15 protein-coding genes and 2 pseudogenes are annotated in these 19,354 nt (G+C 63.3%); 15 read left to right on the forward strand and 2 right to left on the reverse strand.

What is annotated here, in order from left to right:
* Window positions 1-10 precede the first annotated feature (10 nt).
* Window positions 11-229: pseudogene (locus ACM61V_RS16125) on the reverse strand (IS110 family transposase); the annotation flags it as partial.
* A gap of 446 nt (window positions 230-675) precedes the next feature.
* On the opposite strand from ACM61V_RS16125, the gene ACM61V_RS16130 reads away from it, so the two are divergent.
* The 15 genes from ACM61V_RS16130 to ACM61V_RS16200 all read left to right on the forward strand — a co-directional run bounded on the left by ACM61V_RS16130 (window position 676) and on the right by ACM61V_RS16200 (window position 18,610).
* Complete coding sequence (locus ACM61V_RS16130) at window positions 676-1,083, forward strand: periplasmic heavy metal sensor (protein WP_286772074.1); 408 nt, start codon at window positions 676-678, stop codon at window positions 1,081-1,083.
* Window positions 1,080-1,664, forward strand: coding sequence for an RNA polymerase sigma factor (locus ACM61V_RS16135; protein WP_286772075.1), 585 nt, complete (start codon window positions 1,080-1,082; stop codon window positions 1,662-1,664). The genes ACM61V_RS16130 and ACM61V_RS16135 overlap by 4 nt, the downstream gene beginning before the upstream one ends.
* A gap of 867 nt (window positions 1,665-2,531) precedes the next feature.
* Complete coding sequence (locus ACM61V_RS16140) at window positions 2,532-4,523, forward strand: copper resistance system multicopper oxidase (protein WP_286772076.1); 1,992 nt, start codon at window positions 2,532-2,534, stop codon at window positions 4,521-4,523.
* The gene (locus ACM61V_RS16145) at window positions 4,520-5,731 is read left to right on the forward strand and encodes a copper resistance protein B (RefSeq protein WP_419714148.1); all 1,212 of its coding nucleotides are present in this window, start codon (window positions 4,520-4,522) and stop codon (window positions 5,729-5,731) included. Before ACM61V_RS16140 ends, ACM61V_RS16145 begins: the two co-directional genes overlap by 4 nt.
* 38 nt (window positions 5,732-5,769) lie before the next feature.
* On the forward strand, window positions 5,770-6,366 hold the full coding sequence (locus tag ACM61V_RS16150; RefSeq protein ID WP_419714149.1) for a c-type cytochrome: 597 nt from the start codon (window positions 5,770-5,772) through the stop codon (window positions 6,364-6,366).
* Window positions 6,367-6,396: 30 nt separating this feature from the next.
* Window positions 6,397-7,128, forward strand: a complete 732-nt coding sequence (locus ACM61V_RS16155) for a hypothetical protein (RefSeq protein ID WP_401531065.1) — start codon at window positions 6,397-6,399, stop codon at window positions 7,126-7,128.
* Window positions 7,129-7,155: 27 nt separating this feature from the next.
* Complete coding sequence (locus ACM61V_RS16160) at window positions 7,156-7,626, forward strand: DUF305 domain-containing protein (protein ID WP_401531068.1); 471 nt, start codon at window positions 7,156-7,158, stop codon at window positions 7,624-7,626.
* 241 nt (window positions 7,627-7,867) lie between these two features.
* Window positions 7,868-8,263 carry a DUF305 domain-containing protein gene (locus ACM61V_RS16165; protein ID WP_294044093.1) on the forward strand — a complete coding sequence of 132 codons (396 nt, stop codon included), beginning with the start codon at window positions 7,868-7,870 and terminating at the stop codon, window positions 8,261-8,263.
* Window positions 8,264-8,335: 72 nt separating this feature from the next.
* Window positions 8,336-8,782 (forward strand): DUF411 domain-containing protein, encoded by a 447-nt coding sequence (locus ACM61V_RS16170; protein WP_286772141.1) that lies wholly within the window; start codon window positions 8,336-8,338, stop codon window positions 8,780-8,782.
* Between the two features lie 302 nt (window positions 8,783-9,084).
* Window positions 9,085-9,456 (forward strand): hypothetical protein, encoded by a 372-nt coding sequence (locus tag ACM61V_RS16175; protein ID WP_286772142.1) that lies wholly within the window; start codon window positions 9,085-9,087, stop codon window positions 9,454-9,456.
* Between the two features lie 442 nt (window positions 9,457-9,898).
* On the forward strand, window positions 9,899-11,128 hold the full coding sequence (locus ACM61V_RS16180) for a TolC family protein (protein WP_286772143.1): 1,230 nt from the start codon (window positions 9,899-9,901) through the stop codon (window positions 11,126-11,128).
* The gene (locus tag ACM61V_RS16185) at window positions 11,125-12,339 is read left to right on the forward strand and encodes an efflux RND transporter periplasmic adaptor subunit (RefSeq protein WP_286772144.1); all 1,215 of its coding nucleotides are present in this window, start codon (window positions 11,125-11,127) and stop codon (window positions 12,337-12,339) included. Before ACM61V_RS16180 ends, ACM61V_RS16185 begins: the two co-directional genes overlap by 4 nt.
* Window positions 12,336-15,491 (forward strand): efflux RND transporter permease subunit, encoded by a 3,156-nt coding sequence (locus tag ACM61V_RS16190; RefSeq protein ID WP_401531074.1) that lies wholly within the window; start codon window positions 12,336-12,338, stop codon window positions 15,489-15,491. The genes ACM61V_RS16185 and ACM61V_RS16190 overlap by 4 nt, the downstream gene beginning before the upstream one ends.
* A 197-nt stretch (window positions 15,492-15,688) precedes the next feature.
* Window positions 15,689-18,355 (forward strand): NAD-dependent epimerase/dehydratase family protein, encoded by a 2,667-nt coding sequence (locus ACM61V_RS16195; RefSeq protein WP_401531076.1) that lies wholly within the window; start codon window positions 15,689-15,691, stop codon window positions 18,353-18,355.
* Window positions 18,356-18,409: 54 nt separating this feature from the next.
* The gene (locus ACM61V_RS16200) at window positions 18,410-18,610 is read left to right on the forward strand and encodes a hypothetical protein (protein WP_286772147.1); all 201 of its coding nucleotides are present in this window, start codon (window positions 18,410-18,412) and stop codon (window positions 18,608-18,610) included.
* A 47-nt stretch (window positions 18,611-18,657) separates the two neighbouring features.
* Here the strand turns inward: ACM61V_RS16200 and ACM61V_RS16205 are convergent.
* Window positions 18,658-19,254 (reverse strand): annotated as a pseudogene (locus ACM61V_RS16205) (FTR1 family iron permease); the annotation flags it as partial.
* Between the last annotated feature and the right edge of the window lie 100 nt (window positions 19,255-19,354).

Consider the following 19,354-nt stretch of genomic DNA (forward strand, 5'->3'; position numbering starts at 1 on the left):
GCAGTCATGAGAGCCGCACTTCGTGGCCCAGCTTGGCCAACTCGCGCGCCCAATGATGCGACGTCCCGCAAGCCTCGGCCCCAACCAGGCACGGCGGCAGCTTCTCGAAGAAGGGAAGCATCTGCGATCGCCGCAGCGTCTTGCGGACCACGACCTCGCCGGTCGCGCTGATGCCGTGAACCTGAAAAACGTTCTTGGCCAAATCGAGGCCGATCGTGCTAATCTCCATGGCGGATGGCTCCTTTGCTCGGGTTTGCCTGACAGCAACCCATCTTGGCACTCAGATGCCGTGAGCGGGAGCCATCCACCTCATCCGCTTGTGAGGGGTAAAGGTTGCCGCCGCGTAATCTGTTATAAGAGCGTTGGAGTGACGGAAATGGATGATCTTGACGCGCTGCTTCGGCAGCTTGCGCGGGTACCGGCGCCTCCCGGGCTCGCATCGATGGAAGACAGGGTATTCGCCCGGCTTAACGCCAGGACTGCCGCGCGCGCTGGGCTGGGCCTCAGCATCGGTACTGTCGCTGCAGCGCTGATCATGGGGGTCGCGGGAAGCGTTCCCGCATCGGCCAGCTTTGCGTCACCATTGGCGCCCCTGGGTCCGAGCTCGCCGCTTGCGCCGTCAACACTGCTCATGGGTGCGCCGTGAACCCCTCTTGGCGGACCACGGTCACGGTCGTGACCGCTTTTGGCGCGGCGCTGGGCGGTGTTTTCATCGGCCGCGAACTCTTACCCGCGGCGCCGAAACCAGGCGCCGAGCTCCACGAGGTTTTGCACCACCGACTGGCGCTAGACGGCAATCAGCAAGCGCGTCTCGAGGCGCTCGAACGGCGCTATGCGGTACAGCGCCGCGCGCTGGAGCTTGAGTTGCGGGCCGACAATGCCCGGCTTGCAGCGGCGATCGAGGCCGAGCATGGGAACGGCCCGCGTGTCGCAGCGGCCGTCGATCAGAGCCATGCCGCCATGGGCGAGCTGCAGAAAGCAACACTTTCGCATATTTTCGCAATGCGCCAGTTGCTGAAGCCCAATCAGACGACGCAATTCGACCAGGCGGTGGTGAAGGCGCTTACCGAAGATGCGCGGTGAGCCTCGACTGGACGGCGCTGTCTGACGGTGAGCTCGCCGTGCTCAGCCACGCCGGCCGCCAGCTTGCCTTCGCCGAAATCGTTCGCCGCTACGAGGAAGTCGTATTTCGTCTGGCGCGGGGCTGCTTGGGCAATGCCGACGATGCGCTTGATCTCACCCAGGAGACATTCATCTCGGCCCACCAGGCCTTGTCGCGCTACGACGAGGCGCGCTCGATGCGGATCTGGCTTTCCGCAATCGCGCTCAACAAGTGTCGTGATCTGGCGCGCAAGCAGAAGGTTCGCCGCTTTCTTTCCTTTGCCAGCCCGTTGACGGAAGAAGCCGAGGCGATCGCGGATGACCAGGTCGCAGTCGATGATGCCACCGCTGATCGCCAGGAACTCGACTGCGTGACACGCCTGATCGCGACGCTGCCGACGACGTTGAAGGAACCTCTCGTGCTGCGAACGATCGAGGGTCTGAGCCAGGCTGAAACCGCCGATGTCCTTGGTATCACCCAAAAGGCCGTCGAGACGCGCATTTATCGTGCGCGCGCGCGGCTAATGCGGCTAATGGAGAAGCTAGGCCGACCAGTTCAATAGGTCGGCGTGCTCGAGGTGAAAGCAGCGGCTTCCAGGTATTGACGAATGGACGACCGTCGATTCCGGGGTATTGAGCCGGGATGCAGCTTATATATGAATCGCTTGCACGCAATATCTTAGTTTTGTTTGATGCGATATTGGCAATTCGTGGCAAATCGAAGATCCTATATGCAAGCAAGATTAGATATAGAAGCGGCCGTTCGTGGCGCCGAGCTGTTCACGCCAACCCGGCGATATTTCTGACAATTGAAATAGTGCCGGGCGCACAATGCAAAGATTACTTCCATTGCAGCGTCATGGACAGCCCGAAACGGTGCCCCGATCACAAAGACGATCTTCATTCGCATTGTCGATCTTTGAAGCCGTGCGAGCGACCTCGCGAGCCTTCCGCAAACCAACGCGATCGCGCTGCACGTCAATGCCAGATTGTCGGTTTTCGCAATGTCGTCCCAAGCGCTCAGCGTCATTGCGCCTCTCAGGAGACCTGATCACAGGACGCGAAGAAATGAAGTTAAAACTACGTTGCGATGACTGGCCCAAGGCCCCATGATCGCTTTCGCAAACCGCGAAATCGCGACCGCCCTCTCCGCCTGCATCCATATTGCGCAATGTACCGAGCTCGGCGTCTGACGTTCGCTGATCCTTTTCAGCCGGCGTGCGTTTCCGCACACGCATATCTGTACTGATCATTGGACGATAGACACATAAGGGTGGTTGCCGCCGAAGCGCGCCGCGAGGGCGAATTGACAGTCGCTGCTCGACTTTTCCGGCAACAATCTGTTCGACCAAGAAACTTTTGATGAGGGAAGCGCGCGCGGGCCGCGTATCCTTATGAGAACGCCAAACGCTCGTCAGGCCAGAGAGACCATGCAGCATCCATACAGTCGACGTCAGTTCATGCGCGGCAGCGCCGTTGTCGGCGGCAGCCTTGCGCTGTCGAGCTATTTCCCCGCCTGGGCCCAACCGGTGTCGGCGGGTATAACCGCCCCGCTTCCGACCGTCTCGGGCAACGACATCACATTACGCATCGCCCGGCAGACAATGATGGTCGACGGGCGGTCGTCACCAGCGATCGGCATCAACGGCACGGTCCCGGCACCGCTCATCCGACTGCGCGAAGGGCAAAACGTCAAGCTCAACGTCATCAATGACCTTGCGGAGGACAGCTCGATCCACTGGCATGGACTGCTGGTCCCTCCCCAGTTCGATGGGGTGCCCGGCGTCTCGTTTCCGGGAATCAGGGGTCGTTCAAGTTATCTGTACGAGTTCCCGGTTCGGCAGAATGGCACCTACTGGTACCATAGCCATTCCGGTCTGCAGGAGCAGCTTGGCCACTATGGCCCGATCGTGATCGATCCGGCCGGCGAGGATCCGGTTAAATATGATCGCGAGCATGTGATCGTACTTTCCGACCATAGCCAGATTTCGCCTGAGGGTATTTTCAGGCGCATGAAGGTCGATCCGGGCCACTTCAATTTCCAGCGGCAGACATTGGCGGGCCTGCTCGCCGGGCGCGACCAGACGCTCAAGGATCGCGTCGACTGGGGCAAGATGCGTATGGACCCGACAGACGTTTCGGATGCGACCGGACCCGCTTACACCTATCTGGTCAACGGCCATGGCCCGTTCGACAACTGGACGGCGCTGTTCACGCCCGGCCAGCGAGTGCGGCTACGCGTTGTCAACGCCTCGGCGATGACAACCTTCAACGTCCGCATTCCCGGACTCAGGCTGACGATCGTCCAGGCCGATGGCCAGAACGTCATGCCGGTCGAGGTCGAGGAATTCCAGATTGGCGTCGCCGAAACCTATGACGCGATCGTCACCCCGACCGAGGACAAGGCATTCACCCTTGTCGGGGAGGCCGTCGACCGCTCGGGCATGGCGCGGGCGACGCTCGCGCCGCGTGCGGGCATGGCTGCAGAAGTTCCGCCGCTCAGGAAGCGGCCGCTTGCGACCATGAAGGACATGGGCATGGGCGACATGTCGATGGGCGGCATGCAGGGCATGGATATGTCAGGTGGCGGCATGGCGGGCATGGATATGTCCGGTGGTGCGATGCGCGGGGTCGATTCGACTGCCGAGAAGAATCCGTCGGCGAAACTCGCGACCACCGCGATCGCCGCGGGCGCCGCCGCCATGACCGGAATGGATCATGGCGCGATGCCGATGGACCATTCGGGCATGACTGCTGACGGAGGCGCCATGGCCGGGATGGATCACGGCGCGATGCCGGCGCAGTCGGGCAGCATGCCCGGGATGGACCATGGCTCGATGGATATGGGCTCCATGGATATGGGCTCGATGAAGATGCGCGACTTCTCCAAGGCGCCGCAGGTCAAAAAGGGCCCTGGCGTTCAGACCATCTCGCCGATGCCGATGGACCGGACCGGCGAGCCCGGCCAGGGGCTGGAGGACGTCGGCCACAAGGTTCTGACCTACCGCGACCTGATCTCCCTCGAACGCAACCCCGACGTGCGTGCACCGTCGCGCAGCATCGACATCCACCTGACCGGCAACATGGAACGCTTCATGTGGTCGTTCGATGGCGAGAAAATGTCCGACCACCATGAGCCGATCCCGTTCATCGAGGGCGAACGGGTGCGCGTGAACCTCATCAACGATAGCATGATGGGTCATCCGATCCACATTCATGGTCACTTTTTCGAGCTCGTGACCGGACATGGCGATCACGCGCCGCGCAAGCATACCGTGATCGTGCAGCCGGGCGGGAAAGTGACGTGGGACCTCACCGCCGATGCGGTCGGCGACTGGGCATTCCATTGTCACCTGCTCTACCACATGCACGCCGGGATGATGCGCGTCGTCAGCGTTCGGCCGAAGGGAGCGGCGGCATGATCCGGCTCGTCACCGCGCTCGCGGCCACATCTGCGCTCGCCGTTACAGTTACCGCACCCGCGCAGGGCCAGTCGATGCAGGGTATGCCCGGCATGTCGATGCCTGCGAAGAAACCGGCGCCCAAGAAGCCGGCGGCGACAAAGAAGCCCGCAGCGAAAAAAGCGGTTCCGATGAAACGAACCTCCGTGCGCAAACCAGCAACGGCTGCTCGTCAGCCGGCCGCAAAGACCAATGATCAGTCGATGAGCGACATGCCCGGAATGACCGGCATGGATCACGGCGCGATGAAAATGCCCGCCGCACCGGCGCAGTCGGGCACGATGGAAGGGATGGACCATGGCGCCATGCCCGGCATGCAATCGCAACCGGGAGCATCAACGATGCCCGGAATGAACATGCCGGCCGCCCAGGCTGGCCATGACATGTCGGCGATGCCCGGCTTGGCTCAAACGGGGACGAACCTGCCCGCAGGGACTGCCGCTGCGCCGCGGCCACCGATGGACCATTATGCGGAGAAGCTCTTTCCCGCTCCCGAAATGGCGGCGGCCCGCCGCGACATGATGCGGGAACAGGGCGGCCAGACCAATTATCAGGTCATGTTCAATCTTGCCGAATATCAGGCGCGGAAGGGACGCGATGGTTACCGTTGGGACGGCGAGGCCTGGATCGGCGGCGACATCAATCGCCTGTGGCTGAAATCTGAAGGTGAAGGCGCGTTCCGTCAAGGGGTCGAGGCGGCGGAGGTCCAAGCGCTCTACAGCCGGGCGATCGGACCCTATTTCAACCTGCAGGGCGGCATCCGCCACGACTTCAAGCCGGGCCGGCCGACGACCTACGCGACCATCGGCTTCGAGGGTCTGGCGCCCTATTGGTTCGAGGTCGAGGGTGCGCTGTTCCTCTCGGACAAGGGTGATCTGCTCGGCCGGCTGGAAGGCTATTATGATCAGCGCATCACACAGCGCGTGGTTCTGCAGCCGCGGGTCGAGCTCAATCTGGCCGCGCAGGATGTGCCCGAGACGCGCACGGGCGCGGGCCTGTCGAGCGCCGAATTGGGACTTAGGCTGCGCTACGAGATCACGCGGCAGTTCGCGCCCTATATCGGCATCTCCTACGCGGCGAAAACCGGGCAGACCGCCCGCTACGCGCGCGCTGACGGTGAGGATCCTACCGTTACGAGCTTGGTCGCCGGCGTTCGGCTCTGGTTCTAATATTCGTAGAAAGGGAGGAAATGATGGACCGCGCAAGAATGAGGCACCATTTTCCGAGCGTGGCCTTCGTCGTGATCGCGGCGATCGCGCTGATCATCGCGGCTGCGGGTTTCATATATTTCGGCGTTTATAATATTGCAGCCGACGATCCGCATACGCGACCCGTCTATTCCATGCTTGAGAGCCTGCGCGATCGATCGATCGCGGTGCATTCGCAGAACATCGCGGCGCCCGCAAACCTCTCCGATCCGAAGCGCATATCGTCCGGTGCCGCGCTCTACACGGAAATGTGCTCGGGCTGCCATCTGGGGCCGGGCGTCGAACGCAGCGAGATGAGCCAGGGTCTCTATCCTCAAGCGCCCGAGCTTGCCAAAACCACCGATCTGTCGCCTGCGGAGCAATTCTGGATCATCAAGCATGGCGTCAAGCTGAGCGCGATGCCGGCATGGGGCAAGACCCATCCCGATCCGTTGATCTGGAACATGGTGGCGTTCGTTCGCAAGCTGCCGGGCATGACCCCCGAGCAATACAAGACCCTGATCGCGAGCGCACCGGCCGAGCACGATGAGATGATGAAGGACATGGGCGGGATGAAGGGGATGGCAATGCCCGCAGCGCCGAATGGACATGACTGAGATCCGCGCGACACGCTCAGGCACCACTCTATGAGGAGCCCGCGCGCGAGGCTGCATCTGCTTGCCAGCCGCGCGCACAAATGGTTGGCCATCGTCGTCGGCGCGCAGCTTCTGCTCTGGTTCGCGAGCGGCGCGCTGATGAGCTTTTTGCCTATCGGCCGCGTCCACGGCGACCACCTCGTCGACCGCACCACGGGCATGCCGCTGAACCCGGGGATCGGGCTCGCCGCACCATCGGAATATTTGCGGTCTCTCGGAGAGCCGGTCCAGAGCATCACCATCCGGATGCTTGGAAGCAAACCAGTTGCGGAAGTGATGACGGCGAAAGGCGTCACGCTCGTCGACGCGGTCACCGCCTCACGTCTCCCGCCGCTCGATGCGCAAATTGCCGAGACGATTGCGCGCGACGCCTGGCGCGGACCGGACAGGCCCATAGCGAGCGTCACCCTCGTTTCCGACCCCGGCGCCGAGTACAGAGGTCCGCTCCCGGCGTGGCGGGTCGCTTTTGCGGATGCCGACGCGACACGGATTTTTATCCCGGCTTCGACCGGTCGCATCGCGGCGGTCCGCACCGGGACCTGGCGGCTCTACGATTTCTTCTGGGGGCTCCACATCATGGACTGGAAGAATCACGAGAATTTCAACACGCCTTGGCTCCTCAGTTTCGCGCTTGGCGGGATTGTCCTTTGGCTGGGCGGGGCCGTGCTTCTCTACATGCGCTGGCCTGTCCGGCGCCGCCGAGCGGTCTCGCGACCGACATAGCAACGTGCGGGGGCACAGGAGAAAGCAATGGAACAGATGGGAAAAAAGCAGGGCGTGATGAGCCCATATGCGAGCCTGGCCGTGCAGACGCTGGTCAGCGGCGTGATCATGTATCTCGTCATGTTCGTCATGATCGATGGGCTCGACAGCTTCTACAACAATCTCAACATGGTCTACATGACGCTGATGATGGTCGCACCGATGGTGGTGCTGATGATCCTCGCCATGAAGCATATGTTTCCCAATAAGGGCGCGAATGTCGCGATCCTGGCGATCTCTGCGATTGGGTTTCTTGGCTCGTTCGCCCTGATCAGAACCCAGACGACGATCGGTGATCGCGCCTTTCTGCGCTCGATGATCCCGCACCACTCGGGCGCCATTCTGATGTGCCAGCAGGCGTCGATCCGCGATCCCGAGATCAAGCAGCTGTGCGGCAATATCATCAGCTCGCAACGCCAGGAGATCGACCAGATGAAGGTGATCCTGCAGCGGATGTAGACAGCCGAACCGCAAGGCCGGTGGGGACCGCTGCCACCTCTCGGCGTTCGCGACTCGAACGTCTGACCGCGCGCGCCAGAAGGAACTCTTCGGTGCTGTCACCGGCTGCTCGGAACGCCGCCGATCTCATTTCGCTCCCGCACCATCGAGGGGCGCGAGGGCCTGACCAAATTTCGCGTGTTTCAGGCCCATTGCGAGGGTTCGGGCGTTCTGGCGCGTATCACCAAACAAGGAGGCCGACATGTCGAGAACGAGACTAGGGCTGATCGCGGGTGTGCTGGCCATGACCGCTGCCCCTGCGCTGGCCCAAACACCAGCCATGCAGCACGGCCAAGCCGGCATGCAGGGCATGGACCATTCCAAGATGATGATGAACGATCCGGGCAATCCCTATGGACCGGCTGAAATGGACATGCATCGCAAGATGATGTCGGCCAAGGGTTCGGATGCGGCGGAGACGTGGACGCGCAAGATGATCGAGCATCACCGCGGCGCGATCGCCATGTCGCGGATCGCTCAGCGTGACGCGAAGGATGCCGACACGCGCCAGATGGCGGCGATGACGGTCACCAAGCAGGAAAAGGACATTGCGGAGCTCCAGGATTGGCTTCGCAAGCACGGCAAGCGCCCGCAGTAGCGGTCGCCCGCCCCGCCCTGGTTTTCCCTGAGCACCCCTGTCAGGGCGGGGCAAATTTTCGGAGCACATCATATGAAGCAAACTGTCCATGCCTGCCTCGCCCTCGTCCTTTTTGCGTCGCCGGTCGCGGCATCGGCGGCGTCCGCGATCGCGATGCATCGCGATCCTGGATGCGGCTGCTGCGAAAAGTGGGCCGCGCAGATCCGTCGAGAACTCGGTCGGCCTGTGCGCACATTGGACGACCCCAACCGATCTGCCTTTCAGGCGAAGCTGGGAGTTCCTGCTGATCTGGCTTCCTGTCACACGGCGGTGATCGACGGCGTGGTTGTCGAAGGGCACGTGCCGGCCGCCGATATCAAACGCGTTCTCGCGGAGAAGCCGCGCGGGATTCGTGGACTGGCGGTCGGTGGGATGCCGCTCGGGTCGCCGGGGATGGAAATGCCTGGCATGAGGGCGCAACGCTACGACGTGATCGCATTCGGCGCGGGCGGACGTCGGGCGTATGCCCGCCATGGCTAAGACTGCACGATTTCCGCAAACATGGATCGCTTCAACGGCGCGCGACAAGGATTTGCGCCGTGCGTCGTGGTTCCGATATACTTGGCTCGAACGCAAGGGTGGCTTCAAAAGGCAATAAATGCTAGAAGATTCGGTGCACATTGACCCCCATCCTGCCACCATCCTCGGGGTGGGGGACCAGAATTGCGTGTCGCACAACTTCGGCATTCGCGCACCTACGAGGGCCGGTGCCACAGAAGGGAGGCGGTTGCAGGTGATGCGCTTGCATTGACTCACGACTTCAATCGTCCGACATTGATCAGGTGCTGAAAAGCCGTCTCGCCTTTATGCTCCTCGTGGGCGCGTTGTGCGGTCTCTTCGGACTGCAGGCGGCCTACGCGATTGGCCCGATCGCGTCGCCGACGGTGATGGCCGCCGCTCATGCAACCCCTATGGGGGCCGACTGCGTCGACATGGCCATGCAGCAGCAGGGGCAAAAACAACCACCCTGCAAAGGGCTGACGCTCGATTGTGTAGCTCAAATGGGCTGCGTCGTGCCGATGACCGTCGAAAACGCGGCTCCCGCTGTCGATCGCGACCGCTTGCCTGGCGAACCGGAATTCTGGCCCGCCGTGATTGTCCTGGCGGGTGGCACGATCAGCCCCGAACCACACCCCCCGTCAAGCCTCATCTGATTGCCCTCGCCTGTGGGTGCGCCGCGTCATGACCGCTCGCACCGCAGCGCTGACGTCACATCACTAGAGGATATTATCATGATCACTCTGCTTGTTGCGGTCGCGCTTGCGGCCGCTCCCCAATCGTCTTCCTCCGAAGCGGCTCCCGTGTCAAAAGCCGCATCTTCCGGTCACTATGAATGGCGCCCTGGTCCCGATTTTGGATCGAAGTCGACTGGACCCGCGATGCGACGGGTCTGGGTGCCTGACCGCAAACAGCCTGCTTGTGACTGCACAATGATGAAGGTCGATCCGACAACCTGCATGCATAAGTCGTCCGTCGACCGCCCGGATGGCGGCCCACGTTGATCACCTGGAAGCAAGGCGACGCGGCAATTCGGCGCTTCGAGCAACACTGCTGAAAATGTCGGTCGCCCTGCCCGGCTTGCTACGGAAGAATTCTATGAGACATGCAGTGCTCGCGTCGCTTGTCGCGACGTGTCCGGTGGCCATTTCGGCGCAACCGCTCACCTTCAATGCGGCGCTCCAGCACGCGCGCGCAAATGCCCCGGTGCTTGTCGCGAAAGCGCGCAGAATGGACGCCGCGCGCGCCGCGCGCGGCGCCGCCGGTGCGCTGCCCGATCCAACGCTCGGGGTCGGTCTAGACAGTTTTCCCATTTCCGGGCCGCTGGCATTTCAGCCGAACCGGGACAATTTCACCTGGGTAAAGGTCGAGGCATCGCAGGCCATTCCCAATTTGGCGAAACGTCATGCCGAACAGGCGCGGGCAGATGCCGACATCAGGGCAGTCGAAGCCGACGCGGCGGCTAGCGCGCGCGACGTCGCGGTTTCCGCCGGTGTTGCCTGGGTCGATCTGGCCTACGCCGAACGCCGGGTCGCCGCGATCGATCAAGTCCTTCGTCGGCTGGAAGCGATCGTTCATACCACGCCCAGCGCCGTCGCTTCCGGAAGCGCGCGACCGGCCCAAACCGTGGCTGGCGACGAGGCAGTCGCAAAAATGCAGGACCGGCGCAGCGAGCTGGTTGCAGGTGTCGCCAAGGCGCGGGCGGCGCTGACGCGCTGGACCGGCGATCCTGAGCCCGAGATCGCAGGCGCGGTTCCGGACTTCCCGATCCGCGCAGCTGCTTTTGAAAGCGCGATCGACCGTCATCCAACGATCAAGATGGCCGCTGCCAGGGAAGGTCAGGCCGAGGCGGATGTGCGTGTGGCTGAGTCCAAACGCCGCGCTGATTTCGGTGTTAACCTCGCCTATCAGCGTCGCGATCCACGCTTTGGCGATTATGTCTCGGCCGGGGTGACGATCGGCTTGCCCATCTTCACTCGCCACCGCCAGAATGCGCAGATCGCGGCAAGACAGGCCGATGCTTCGGCAGCCCTGGCCGAACAGGCAGAGCTTCGTCGGGCGCTCGCGGCCGCACTCGCCTCCGATCTTGCGGACCACATGATGCATCACGAACAATGGATGCGCGCTCGGGACACGCTTCAGCCGCTTGCCGAGAAGCGCGTGCGCCTCGAAACGGCCAGCTTCGCGGCCGGGCGCGCGAACCTGATCGACATCGTCGATGCGCACTCGGCTCTTGCCGACGCCGTTCTGACCACCCTCGACCGCGAGGCTGCCGTCTTGCGCGACAGCGTCCGGATCAACCTCACCTACGGGGACGACAGCCAATGACACTCGATCGCACGCAGCGTGCCTGTGCCGGCGCCGCGCTTGCCGCTGTTGCCCTGATCGCCGGCGCGTCCGGCTATTATTTTGCCGGACCGCGCCAGCCCGCGCCAGCCGATTCGGCGGCGCAAGGGGGGCGCAAGGTCCTCTATTATTATGACCCGATGGTGCCGGGGGAGCATTACGACAGTCCGGAATCGCTCTCCTCGATGGGGATGAAGACCTTCAAGCCCAAATATGCCGACGAAGGTAGCGATGGCGCGCCGGGCATAACCGTCAATCCCAAAGCTGCGCAGAATTTGGGCGTGAGAACTGCCGTCGCAAAAGCCGGCACGCTGGCGGGCGCGCTCGACGTGACCGGCACGATCGGCTTCAATCAACGCGACGTCGCCATCATCCAGGCGCGCGCTGCCGGATTCGTCCAGCGCGTTTACGACCGCGCGCCGGGCGACGTGATCGGCGCGGGCGCCCCGATCGCCGATCTTCTCGTTCCGGAATGGGGCGGCGCGCAAGTCGAATATGAGGCCGTGCGCCGTACCGGCGACAAGGCTTTGATCGCGGCCGCTGGTCGGCGTCTGCGGCTGATCGGCATTCCGGGCGGGAGTTCGCGCGGCCGCGGGCTGACCACGGTGCGCAGTCCGATCGGCGGCGTCATCCAAACGCTCGACGCACGGGCCGGAGTCACGCTCGCCGCCGGGCAGACGCTCGCACAGGTCAACGGCCTCGGCACGGTGTGGCTGAACGCCGCGGTGCCGGAGGTCCGAACCAGCGATGTCAAAGTCGGGCAGTCGGCGGCCGCGGTGCTGGCGGCCTTTCCCGGCGAACGCTTCGCTGGGCGGGTCGTCGCCATCTTGCCGACCGCGCAAACCGAGAGCCGGACACTGACCGTCAGGGTCGAACTGCGCAATTCCGGAGGGCGACTCCGCCCAGGGATGTTCGCGACGGTTCATTTGGGCGGTACAGCGCAGACGGCATTGCTCGTCCCGAGCGAAGCGGTCATCCGCACCGGGAAGCGCACGCTCGTCATGCTCGCGGAACCCAAAGGACGCTATCGGCCCGCGGAAGTGCAGGTCGGGCGTGACGCGGGCGGACAGACCGAAATCCTGGCAGGGCTGCGGGAGGGGGAACGCATTGTCTCGTCCGGTCAGTTCCTGATCGATTCCGAAGCCAGCCTTACCGGCATCGATGCGCGTCCGATCGCGGGCGACGCCAAATGATCGCGCGTATCATCCAAGCGTCGGTAAAGGCCCGCTTCCTCGTCCTCCTGGCCGCCGCCCTGCTCATCGCCATCGGGATCGGTGCGGTCAGAACGACACCGGTCGATGCGTTGCCGGACCTGTCGGACGTCCAGGTCATCGTTCGCACGACCTATCCCGGGCAAGCGCCGCGCATCGTCGAGGATCAGGTCACCTATCCCATCGCGACTACCATGCTGTCCGTGCCGGGCGCGCGCGTGGTGCGCGGCTACTCCTTCGAGGGCGATAGCTTCGTCTATATTCTGTTCGAGGACGGCACCGACCTCTATTGGGCGCGCAGCCGCGTGCTCGAATATCTGAGCCAGGTGCAGAACCGCTTGCCGGAAGGGGCCAAGGCATCGCTTGGCCCCGACGCGACCGGCGTCGGCTGGGTTTATGAATATGCGCTCGTCGACAGGACGGGACGGCACGACCTCGCCGAACTGCGGAGCATTCAGGACTGGTTCCTGCGCTACGAGCTCAAGACCATTCCGGGTATCGCCGAAGTCGCGAGCATCGGCGGGATGGTCAAGCAGTATCAGGTGCTGCTCGATCCTCAGAAACTTGCCTCCTACGGGGTGACGCAGGAGCAGGTCACCGAGGCGTTGAAACGCGCCAATCAGGAGACTGGCGGCGCCGTGCTCGAAATGGCGGAAGCGGAATATATCGTTCGCGCCTCGGGCTATCTCAAGACGCTCGACGATTTCCGCAGCGTGCCTCTGAAGACCGTCGCAGGCGGCATTCCCGTCCGCCTGGGCGACGTCGCGACGATCCAGCTCGGCCCCGAGATGCGTCGCGGCGTTGCCGAGCTCAACGGCGAGGGCGAGGTTGCCGGCGGCGTCATCGTGATGCGCCAGGGCAAGAATGCCCGCGAGGTGATCGACGGCGTGCGCACCAAGCTCGCCGAGCTGAAGAAGAGCCTGCCGCCGGGTGTTGAGGTCGTCACGACCTATGATCGCTCCGGCCTGATTGACCGCGCCGTCGAAAACCTGACGAGCAAGCTGATCGAGGAGTTCATCGTCGTCGCGATCGTGTGCGCACTGTTCCTGTGGCACGTTCGATCAGCGCTGGTCGCGATCCTGACCTTGCCGCTCGGCATCCTGTTTGCGCTGATCGTCATGCGCGTGCAGGGCGTGAACGCCAACATCATGTCGCTGAGCGGCATTGCGATCGCGATCGGCGCGATGGTCGATGGTGCGATCGTCATGATCGAGAATGCGCACAAACATATCGAGCATTGGGAACGCGATCGGCCGGGCGAGGAGCTGAAAGGACCTGAGCGGTGGCGCGTCATCACCGCGGCGGCGGCCGAGGTCGGCCCGGCGCTTTTCCTCAGCCTCCTGATTATCGCGCTGTCGTTCGTGCCCGTGTTTTCGCTCCAGGGGCAGGAAGGCCGCCTGTTCGCGCCGCTGGCCTTCACCAAGACCTATGCGATGGCGGGCGCGGCGATCCTCTCGATCACGCTGATCCCCGTATTGATGGGGTTCCTCATCCGCGGCAAGATTCCGCTTGAGGAATCCAATCCGATCAACCGCTGGTTGACGCGCATCTATAGGCCGGCGCTCGACCGGGCGATGAGCCGGCCCAAACAGGTCTTGCTGATTGCGGGGCTGGTCTTCGCAACGAGCCTCTGGCCGATCAGCCAGCTCGGTGGCGAATTCATCCCGCAGATGAGCGAAGGCGATCTGCTCTACATGCCGTCGGCGCTGCCGGGTCTGTCGGCCGCCAAGGCGGCGCAGCTGCTCCAGCAGACCGATCGCCTGATCAAGACCGTCCCCGAAGTCGAGAGCGTGTTCGGCAAGGCGGGGCGCGCTGACACGGCGACCGATCCCGCGCCGCTCGAGATGTTCGAGACCACGATCCGTTTCAAGCCGAAGACCGAGTGGCGCCCTGGCATGACGCAGGACAAGCTGATCGACGAACTCGACAAGGCCGTCAAAGTCCCCGGGCTCGCCAATTTCTGGATACCGCCGATCCGCAACCGCATCGACATGCTGTCGACCGGCATCAAGAGCCCGATCGGTATCAAGGTCGCGGGGTCGAATCTGGCCGAGATTGACCAGGTCGCGCGACGGATCGAAATAGTCGCAAAGACTGTCCCCGGGGTCAGCTCCGCGCTCGCCGAACGCCTGACTGGCGGCCGTTATATCGACGTCTTGATCGATCGCGCTGCGGCATCACGCTACGGCATGAATATCGCGGACGTGCAGTCGGTCGTGTCGGGCGCGATCGGCGGCGAGACGATCGGCCAGACGGTCGAGGGCCTCGCGCGGTATCCGATCAGCATGCGCTACCCGCGAGAATTGCGCGACAGCCTCGACGATCTGCGCAATCTGCCGGTCGTAACCCCCTCGCTCCAGCAGATCACGCTTGGCACCGTCGCCGATATTCGTGTCAACGAAGGGCCGCCGATGCTGCGCAGCGAGAATGGTCGGCCGGTGACGTGGATATACGTCGATGGCCGAGGGCGGGCGCTCACGGAAATCGTCGGTGACCTGCAGCGCGCAGTGGCCGCAAAGGTCAAGCTCACGCCCGGCGTCAGTGTCACCTACACTGGCCAGTTCGAGTTCCTCCAGCGCGCGACCGAGCGGCTCAAGATCGTCGTTCCGGCGACTCTGCTTATCATCTTCCTGCTGCTCTACGCGACCTTCAGACGCCTCGATGAGGCGGCGTTGATCATGGGCACCCTCCCCTTCGCGCTCACGGGCGGACTGTGGCTGCTCTATCTGCTCGGTTACAATCAGTCGGTCGCGACCGGCGTCGGGTTCATCGCGCTGGCGGGCGTGTCGGCCGAGTTTGGCGTGGTCATGCTCATCTACCTCAAACATGCCCTTGCCGAGCGCGGACCGACACCGGACACAGAACAGATCGAGGCGGCGGTGCGCGAGGGCGCGCTCCTCAGGGTGCGACCCAAGGCGATGACGGTGGCAGTCATCCTGGCGGGCCTGTTTCCGCTCTTGATCGGTACCGGAGCTGGCTCCGAGGTGATGAGCCGCATCGCCGCGCCGATGATCGGCGGCATGCTGACCGCACCGCTGCTGTCGATGTTGGTCATTCCGGCCGCCTATCTGCTACTGCGACGCCGCCACGCGCGTCGCGCGGCTAGATCAACCGGAGACGTGGCGGAATCGTGAAAGCACCGCGCCTGTTCCTTGCGCATTGGCTGCCGCCGGCGGGGATACGCCAGCCGACCACGACCGACCCGGGAGCACACGTCGAGCGTTGTCTCTGCCAACCTCGCTTTTCGAGGGATGAATGCCTGCGGGACGTATTGGTGAATGAGGGCGGACGAGGCGCCCATCCCGCTGGAACGACGGCGATGAGGTGATCGATGCCCACTGAACATGCCACGCCGCCTTCTGTCCATCAGCCCCGGGAACTCGTGCTGGTCACCGGCGCGAGCGGCTTCATCGGTGCGGCCGTCGTCCGCCGCCTTGGTGAGCGGTACGAAGTGGTCGGCTTGGATCGAGCTGGTCCCCCCGACCCGCCAGCGCCGGCGACTGCCGTGGACATCGATCTCGCGTCCGAGCAAGGGGTGCGCGCGGCACTCGAAACGGTGCGTGAAAAGTTTGGCAGTCGCATCGCGTCGGTCGTTCACCTCGCCGCCTATTACGACGTCACCGGCGAACCGAACCCTCGTTACAACGAGATCACGGTCGAGGGCACCCTCCGGCTGATCGGCGCACTACAGGAATTCGAGGTCGGGCAATTCATCTTTGCCAGCACGATGCTCGTCCACCGAGCGACCGACAGTCCTGACGAGCGCATCACTGAAGAGTCGCCGATCGACCCGAGCTGGCCCTACCCCGAATCCAAGGTGCGTACCGAAGCGATACTTCGCGAGCGTCATGGGAACATCCCGGTCGTCTTTCTGAGGATTGCCGGTGTCTATGAGGACGAAGGCCATCAACCCTTCATTGCGCAGCAGATCGCCCGGATCTATGAGCACCGGCTGACCGCGCACCTTTATCCGGGCATGCTCTGCGCTGGTCAGTCCTTCGTCCATCTCGACGATCTGACCGACGCGATAGCGCGGCTGGTCGACCGGAGGGGTGGGCTGCCGCCCGCGTTGCCGCTCCTCATCGGCGAGCCGGAAGCGCTTGGCTATGCAGAAGTCCAGGACATCATCGGCCGTGCGCTGCACGGGGAGCGCTGGGAGACGCTTCGGATTCCACAGCCGGTCGCCAAGGCAGGCGCCTGGGTGCAGGACAAGCTTCTGGGCGAAGACAGCGAGATCAAGCCGTGGATGGTCGAGGCGAGCAACGACCATTATGTCCTCGATATCAGCCGCGCGCGACAGCTTCTCGATTGGCAGCCAGCGCATCAACTCGGCACGGCGCTCCCGAAGATGGTGGCGGCGCTTAAGCGGGATCCCGCGGCCTGGTATGCCGCCAACAAGCTCAATCCTTCGCTGGTCGCGTGGTATGGCCAGCGGCCGGGGCCTCTGGGGGGGCATGACCATCGAGCGAAACGTGGAGGCGATGCCGCCAGCGAAGATCGGAACCCGGACAAAGCGGGTAGCCCTGATCGTCACGACCACAACATGGCTGCGGCACTCGGCGATCTTTCGATGGACGGCGACCACATGGCGGCGATGGACGCGGATGGTCGCAAGACGCGCTGGGCCCATTACGCCAATATCGGGCTGGGCGCGTGGCTGGCGGCGAGTCCGCTCGTCTATGACGCCGCAACGAGCAACACGGTCGCGGCCTCGGTGCGCGCGGTGACGCTCGACCGTGGCCTGGCGCCAATCGAATGGCGAGCCGATCTGCTCATGGCGAGCGACATCGCAAGCGGGACGCTGTTGGTCCTGTTCGGCCTGCTTTCGCTGTCCAAGCGGACCGCCTGGTTCGGGCAATGGGCGGCGTGCTTTGTCGGAATATGGCTGCTTTTCGCGCCGTTGCTTTTCTGGAGCCCGAGCGCGGCGCAATATCAAAACGACCTGCTCGTCGGCACACTCGCTATCGCTTTCTCCGTCCTCGTGCCGATGATGCCGGGGATGAGCATGGCGGGGATGATGGACCCCAAATCGATCCCGCCGGGATGGACTTACGGTCCGTCCACGGGTGCGCAGCGGCTTCCGATCGCGATCCTGGGACTGATCGGACTGCTGATTTCGCGCATGCTGACCGCCTATCAGCTCGGCCATGTTGATGGCGTCTGGGAGCCCTTCTTTTCAGGTTCACTCACCGATCCCCGCAACGGCACCGAGGAAATCATTACCTCGGATGTCTCCAAGGCCTGGCCGATCCCCGATGCCGGACTTGGCGCGGTCAGCTACACGTTTGAAATTCTGATGGCGGTCATGGGAACGCGCGACCGCTGGCGCACGATGCCGTGGATGGTCGCGTTCTTCGGCATCCTCGTGATCCCGTTAGGGGTCGTTTCGATCTACTTTATTATCATTCAACCGATCGTGATCGGAACATGGAGCACGCCAGCGCTGATCGCCGGTCTCGCTATGCTGGTGATGATCCCCTTTGCGCTGGATGAGGTGATCGCCATGGGGCAGTTCCTGCAATGGGCGCGCTGCCAGGGCAAACCGCTCATCGCCACCTTCTTTCATGGCGATGCCGTCGAAAAGGGCGAGGTGGACTCCTCCGACGCACTCGCCAGTCCTGCCGCTTTCTGGAACGATGCGACCCGCGGCATCACGCTGCCGTGGCAATTGGCGGCGAGCATGGCTCTGGGCGCGTCGCTGATGCTGACGCGCCTCACCTTCGGCACGATCGGGGCGATGGCCAACAGCGATCACGTCGCTGGCGCGTTGGTCATTACGATATCGATCATTGCGACCGCGGAGGTGGCGCGCGCACTCCGCTTTCTCAACATTGTCGTCGGCGTCTGGATCGTTTCCGCGCCGCTGTTTCTGACCGGGGCAAGCTTTGCGGCGACGCTGAGCGGCATAGCGATCGGGTTCGTGATCATCGCGCTGAACCTTCAGCGCGGCAAACGCAGCAGCGAGCATTACGCCGGCTGGGACAGGTACATTGTTTGACCCGGTTCGCATCACGGTCCGGATGATTGTCGCCGCCCATGTGAGGCGGTTTTGATGAGGAACCGGCCCTCGCTGCCCGAATGGGTGTGGGCCGCGGTGAACGTCGTGTTTGTGATCATCGCCGGCCTCTTGTTCTTCTCGATCGACGACCCCGTACTGGGTACGCTCGCGTTAGCTGCTACGCTGATCGCCGGCGAATTGACCGCCCGTCTTGCATCACATTGGGTCAGGCAGCGCACTGAGGATGATCGCTGACGTGCATGGGGACAGCCGGCGTGGGTTAACGGCGAGAATAGCGGAGCCTATTCGGCCGGCGAGAAATTTGACGGGCGCACGCCCTTGCGCCGATTGCTGGCGAAACCGGCGATGATCGCGATCAGCATCAGCAGCTGCGCCGCCACCGACTGCCTGGTCGGAAAGAGGCCCAGCATGGAGAACCGAGGCACATTCGCAAGCGGCGAGATGTCGAAGATGCCTGCCTCCTGGAGTGCTGCAACGCCCTTGCCCGCGAGAATGACCGTCAGTGCTGCCATCAGCCATGCACTGTAGCGAAAGAACTGTGCGATCGGCAGCGTTCTGCTGTAGCGAAGCATGGCCCAGGCGATCACCGCGAGCAGCAGCACGGCCGACCCTGCGCCAGCGAGCAGCACGGGCCCGTTGCCCTGCGTCCAGAGTGCGGCGTAGAACAATATCGTCTCGAAAACCTCGCGATAGACAACCACGAAGGCTAGTCCGAACAGGAACCAACCGGATCCACCTGTGAGCGCCCGCGCCATCTTCTCCCGGATATAGCGTTGCCACTGATCGGCTTGCGCCTTGCCGTGCATCCATATCCCGACGGACAGCAGAACGATCGCCGCGAGCAGTGATCCGAACCCTTCCGTCAGCTCGCGGCTCGCGCTGTCAGTGGGCGTGTAATTCTCCGCGGATGTGGGCTTTGAAAATTCCCTGATTGTTGGGCCTGGTTGCCCAATGAGCCGGGGTTAACCCCGGCTCATT

Source organism: Sphingomonas sp. TX0543 (genome assembly GCF_048565505.1).
Classification (GTDB): Bacteria; Pseudomonadota; Alphaproteobacteria; order Sphingomonadales; family Sphingomonadaceae; genus Sphingomonas.

Excerpts from the sequence above, each read along its gene's own strand:
- ACM61V_RS16160 (WP_401531068.1), top strand. The coding sequence starts at position 7,156 with ATGGAACAGATGGGAAAAAAGCAGGGCGTGATGAGCCCATATGCGAGC.
- ACM61V_RS16190 (WP_401531074.1), top strand. The coding sequence starts at position 12,336 with ATGATCGCGCGTATCATCCAAGCGTCGGTAAAGGCCCGCTTCCTCGTC.
- ACM61V_RS16195 (WP_401531076.1), top strand. The coding sequence starts at position 15,689 with ATGCCCACTGAACATGCCACGCCGCCTTCTGTCCATCAGCCCCGGGAA.
- ACM61V_RS16165 (WP_294044093.1), top strand. The coding sequence starts at position 7,868 with ATGTCGAGAACGAGACTAGGGCTGATCGCGGGTGTGCTGGCCATGACC.
- ACM61V_RS16180 (WP_286772143.1), top strand. The coding sequence starts at position 9,899 with ATGAGACATGCAGTGCTCGCGTCGCTTGTCGCGACGTGTCCGGTGGCC.
- ACM61V_RS16170 (WP_286772141.1), top strand. The coding sequence starts at position 8,336 with ATGAAGCAAACTGTCCATGCCTGCCTCGCCCTCGTCCTTTTTGCGTCG.
- ACM61V_RS16145 (WP_419714148.1), top strand. The coding sequence starts at position 4,520 with ATGATCCGGCTCGTCACCGCGCTCGCGGCCACATCTGCGCTCGCCGTT.
- ACM61V_RS16185 (WP_286772144.1), top strand. The coding sequence starts at position 11,125 with ATGACACTCGATCGCACGCAGCGTGCCTGTGCCGGCGCCGCGCTTGCC.
- ACM61V_RS16150 (WP_419714149.1), top strand. The coding sequence starts at position 5,770 with ATGAGGCACCATTTTCCGAGCGTGGCCTTCGTCGTGATCGCGGCGATC.
- ACM61V_RS16140 (WP_286772076.1), top strand. The coding sequence starts at position 2,532 with ATGCAGCATCCATACAGTCGACGTCAGTTCATGCGCGGCAGCGCCGTT.
- ACM61V_RS16155 (WP_401531065.1), top strand. The coding sequence starts at position 6,397 with ATGAGGAGCCCGCGCGCGAGGCTGCATCTGCTTGCCAGCCGCGCGCAC.
- ACM61V_RS16200 (WP_286772147.1), top strand. The coding sequence starts at position 18,410 with ATGAGGAACCGGCCCTCGCTGCCCGAATGGGTGTGGGCCGCGGTGAAC.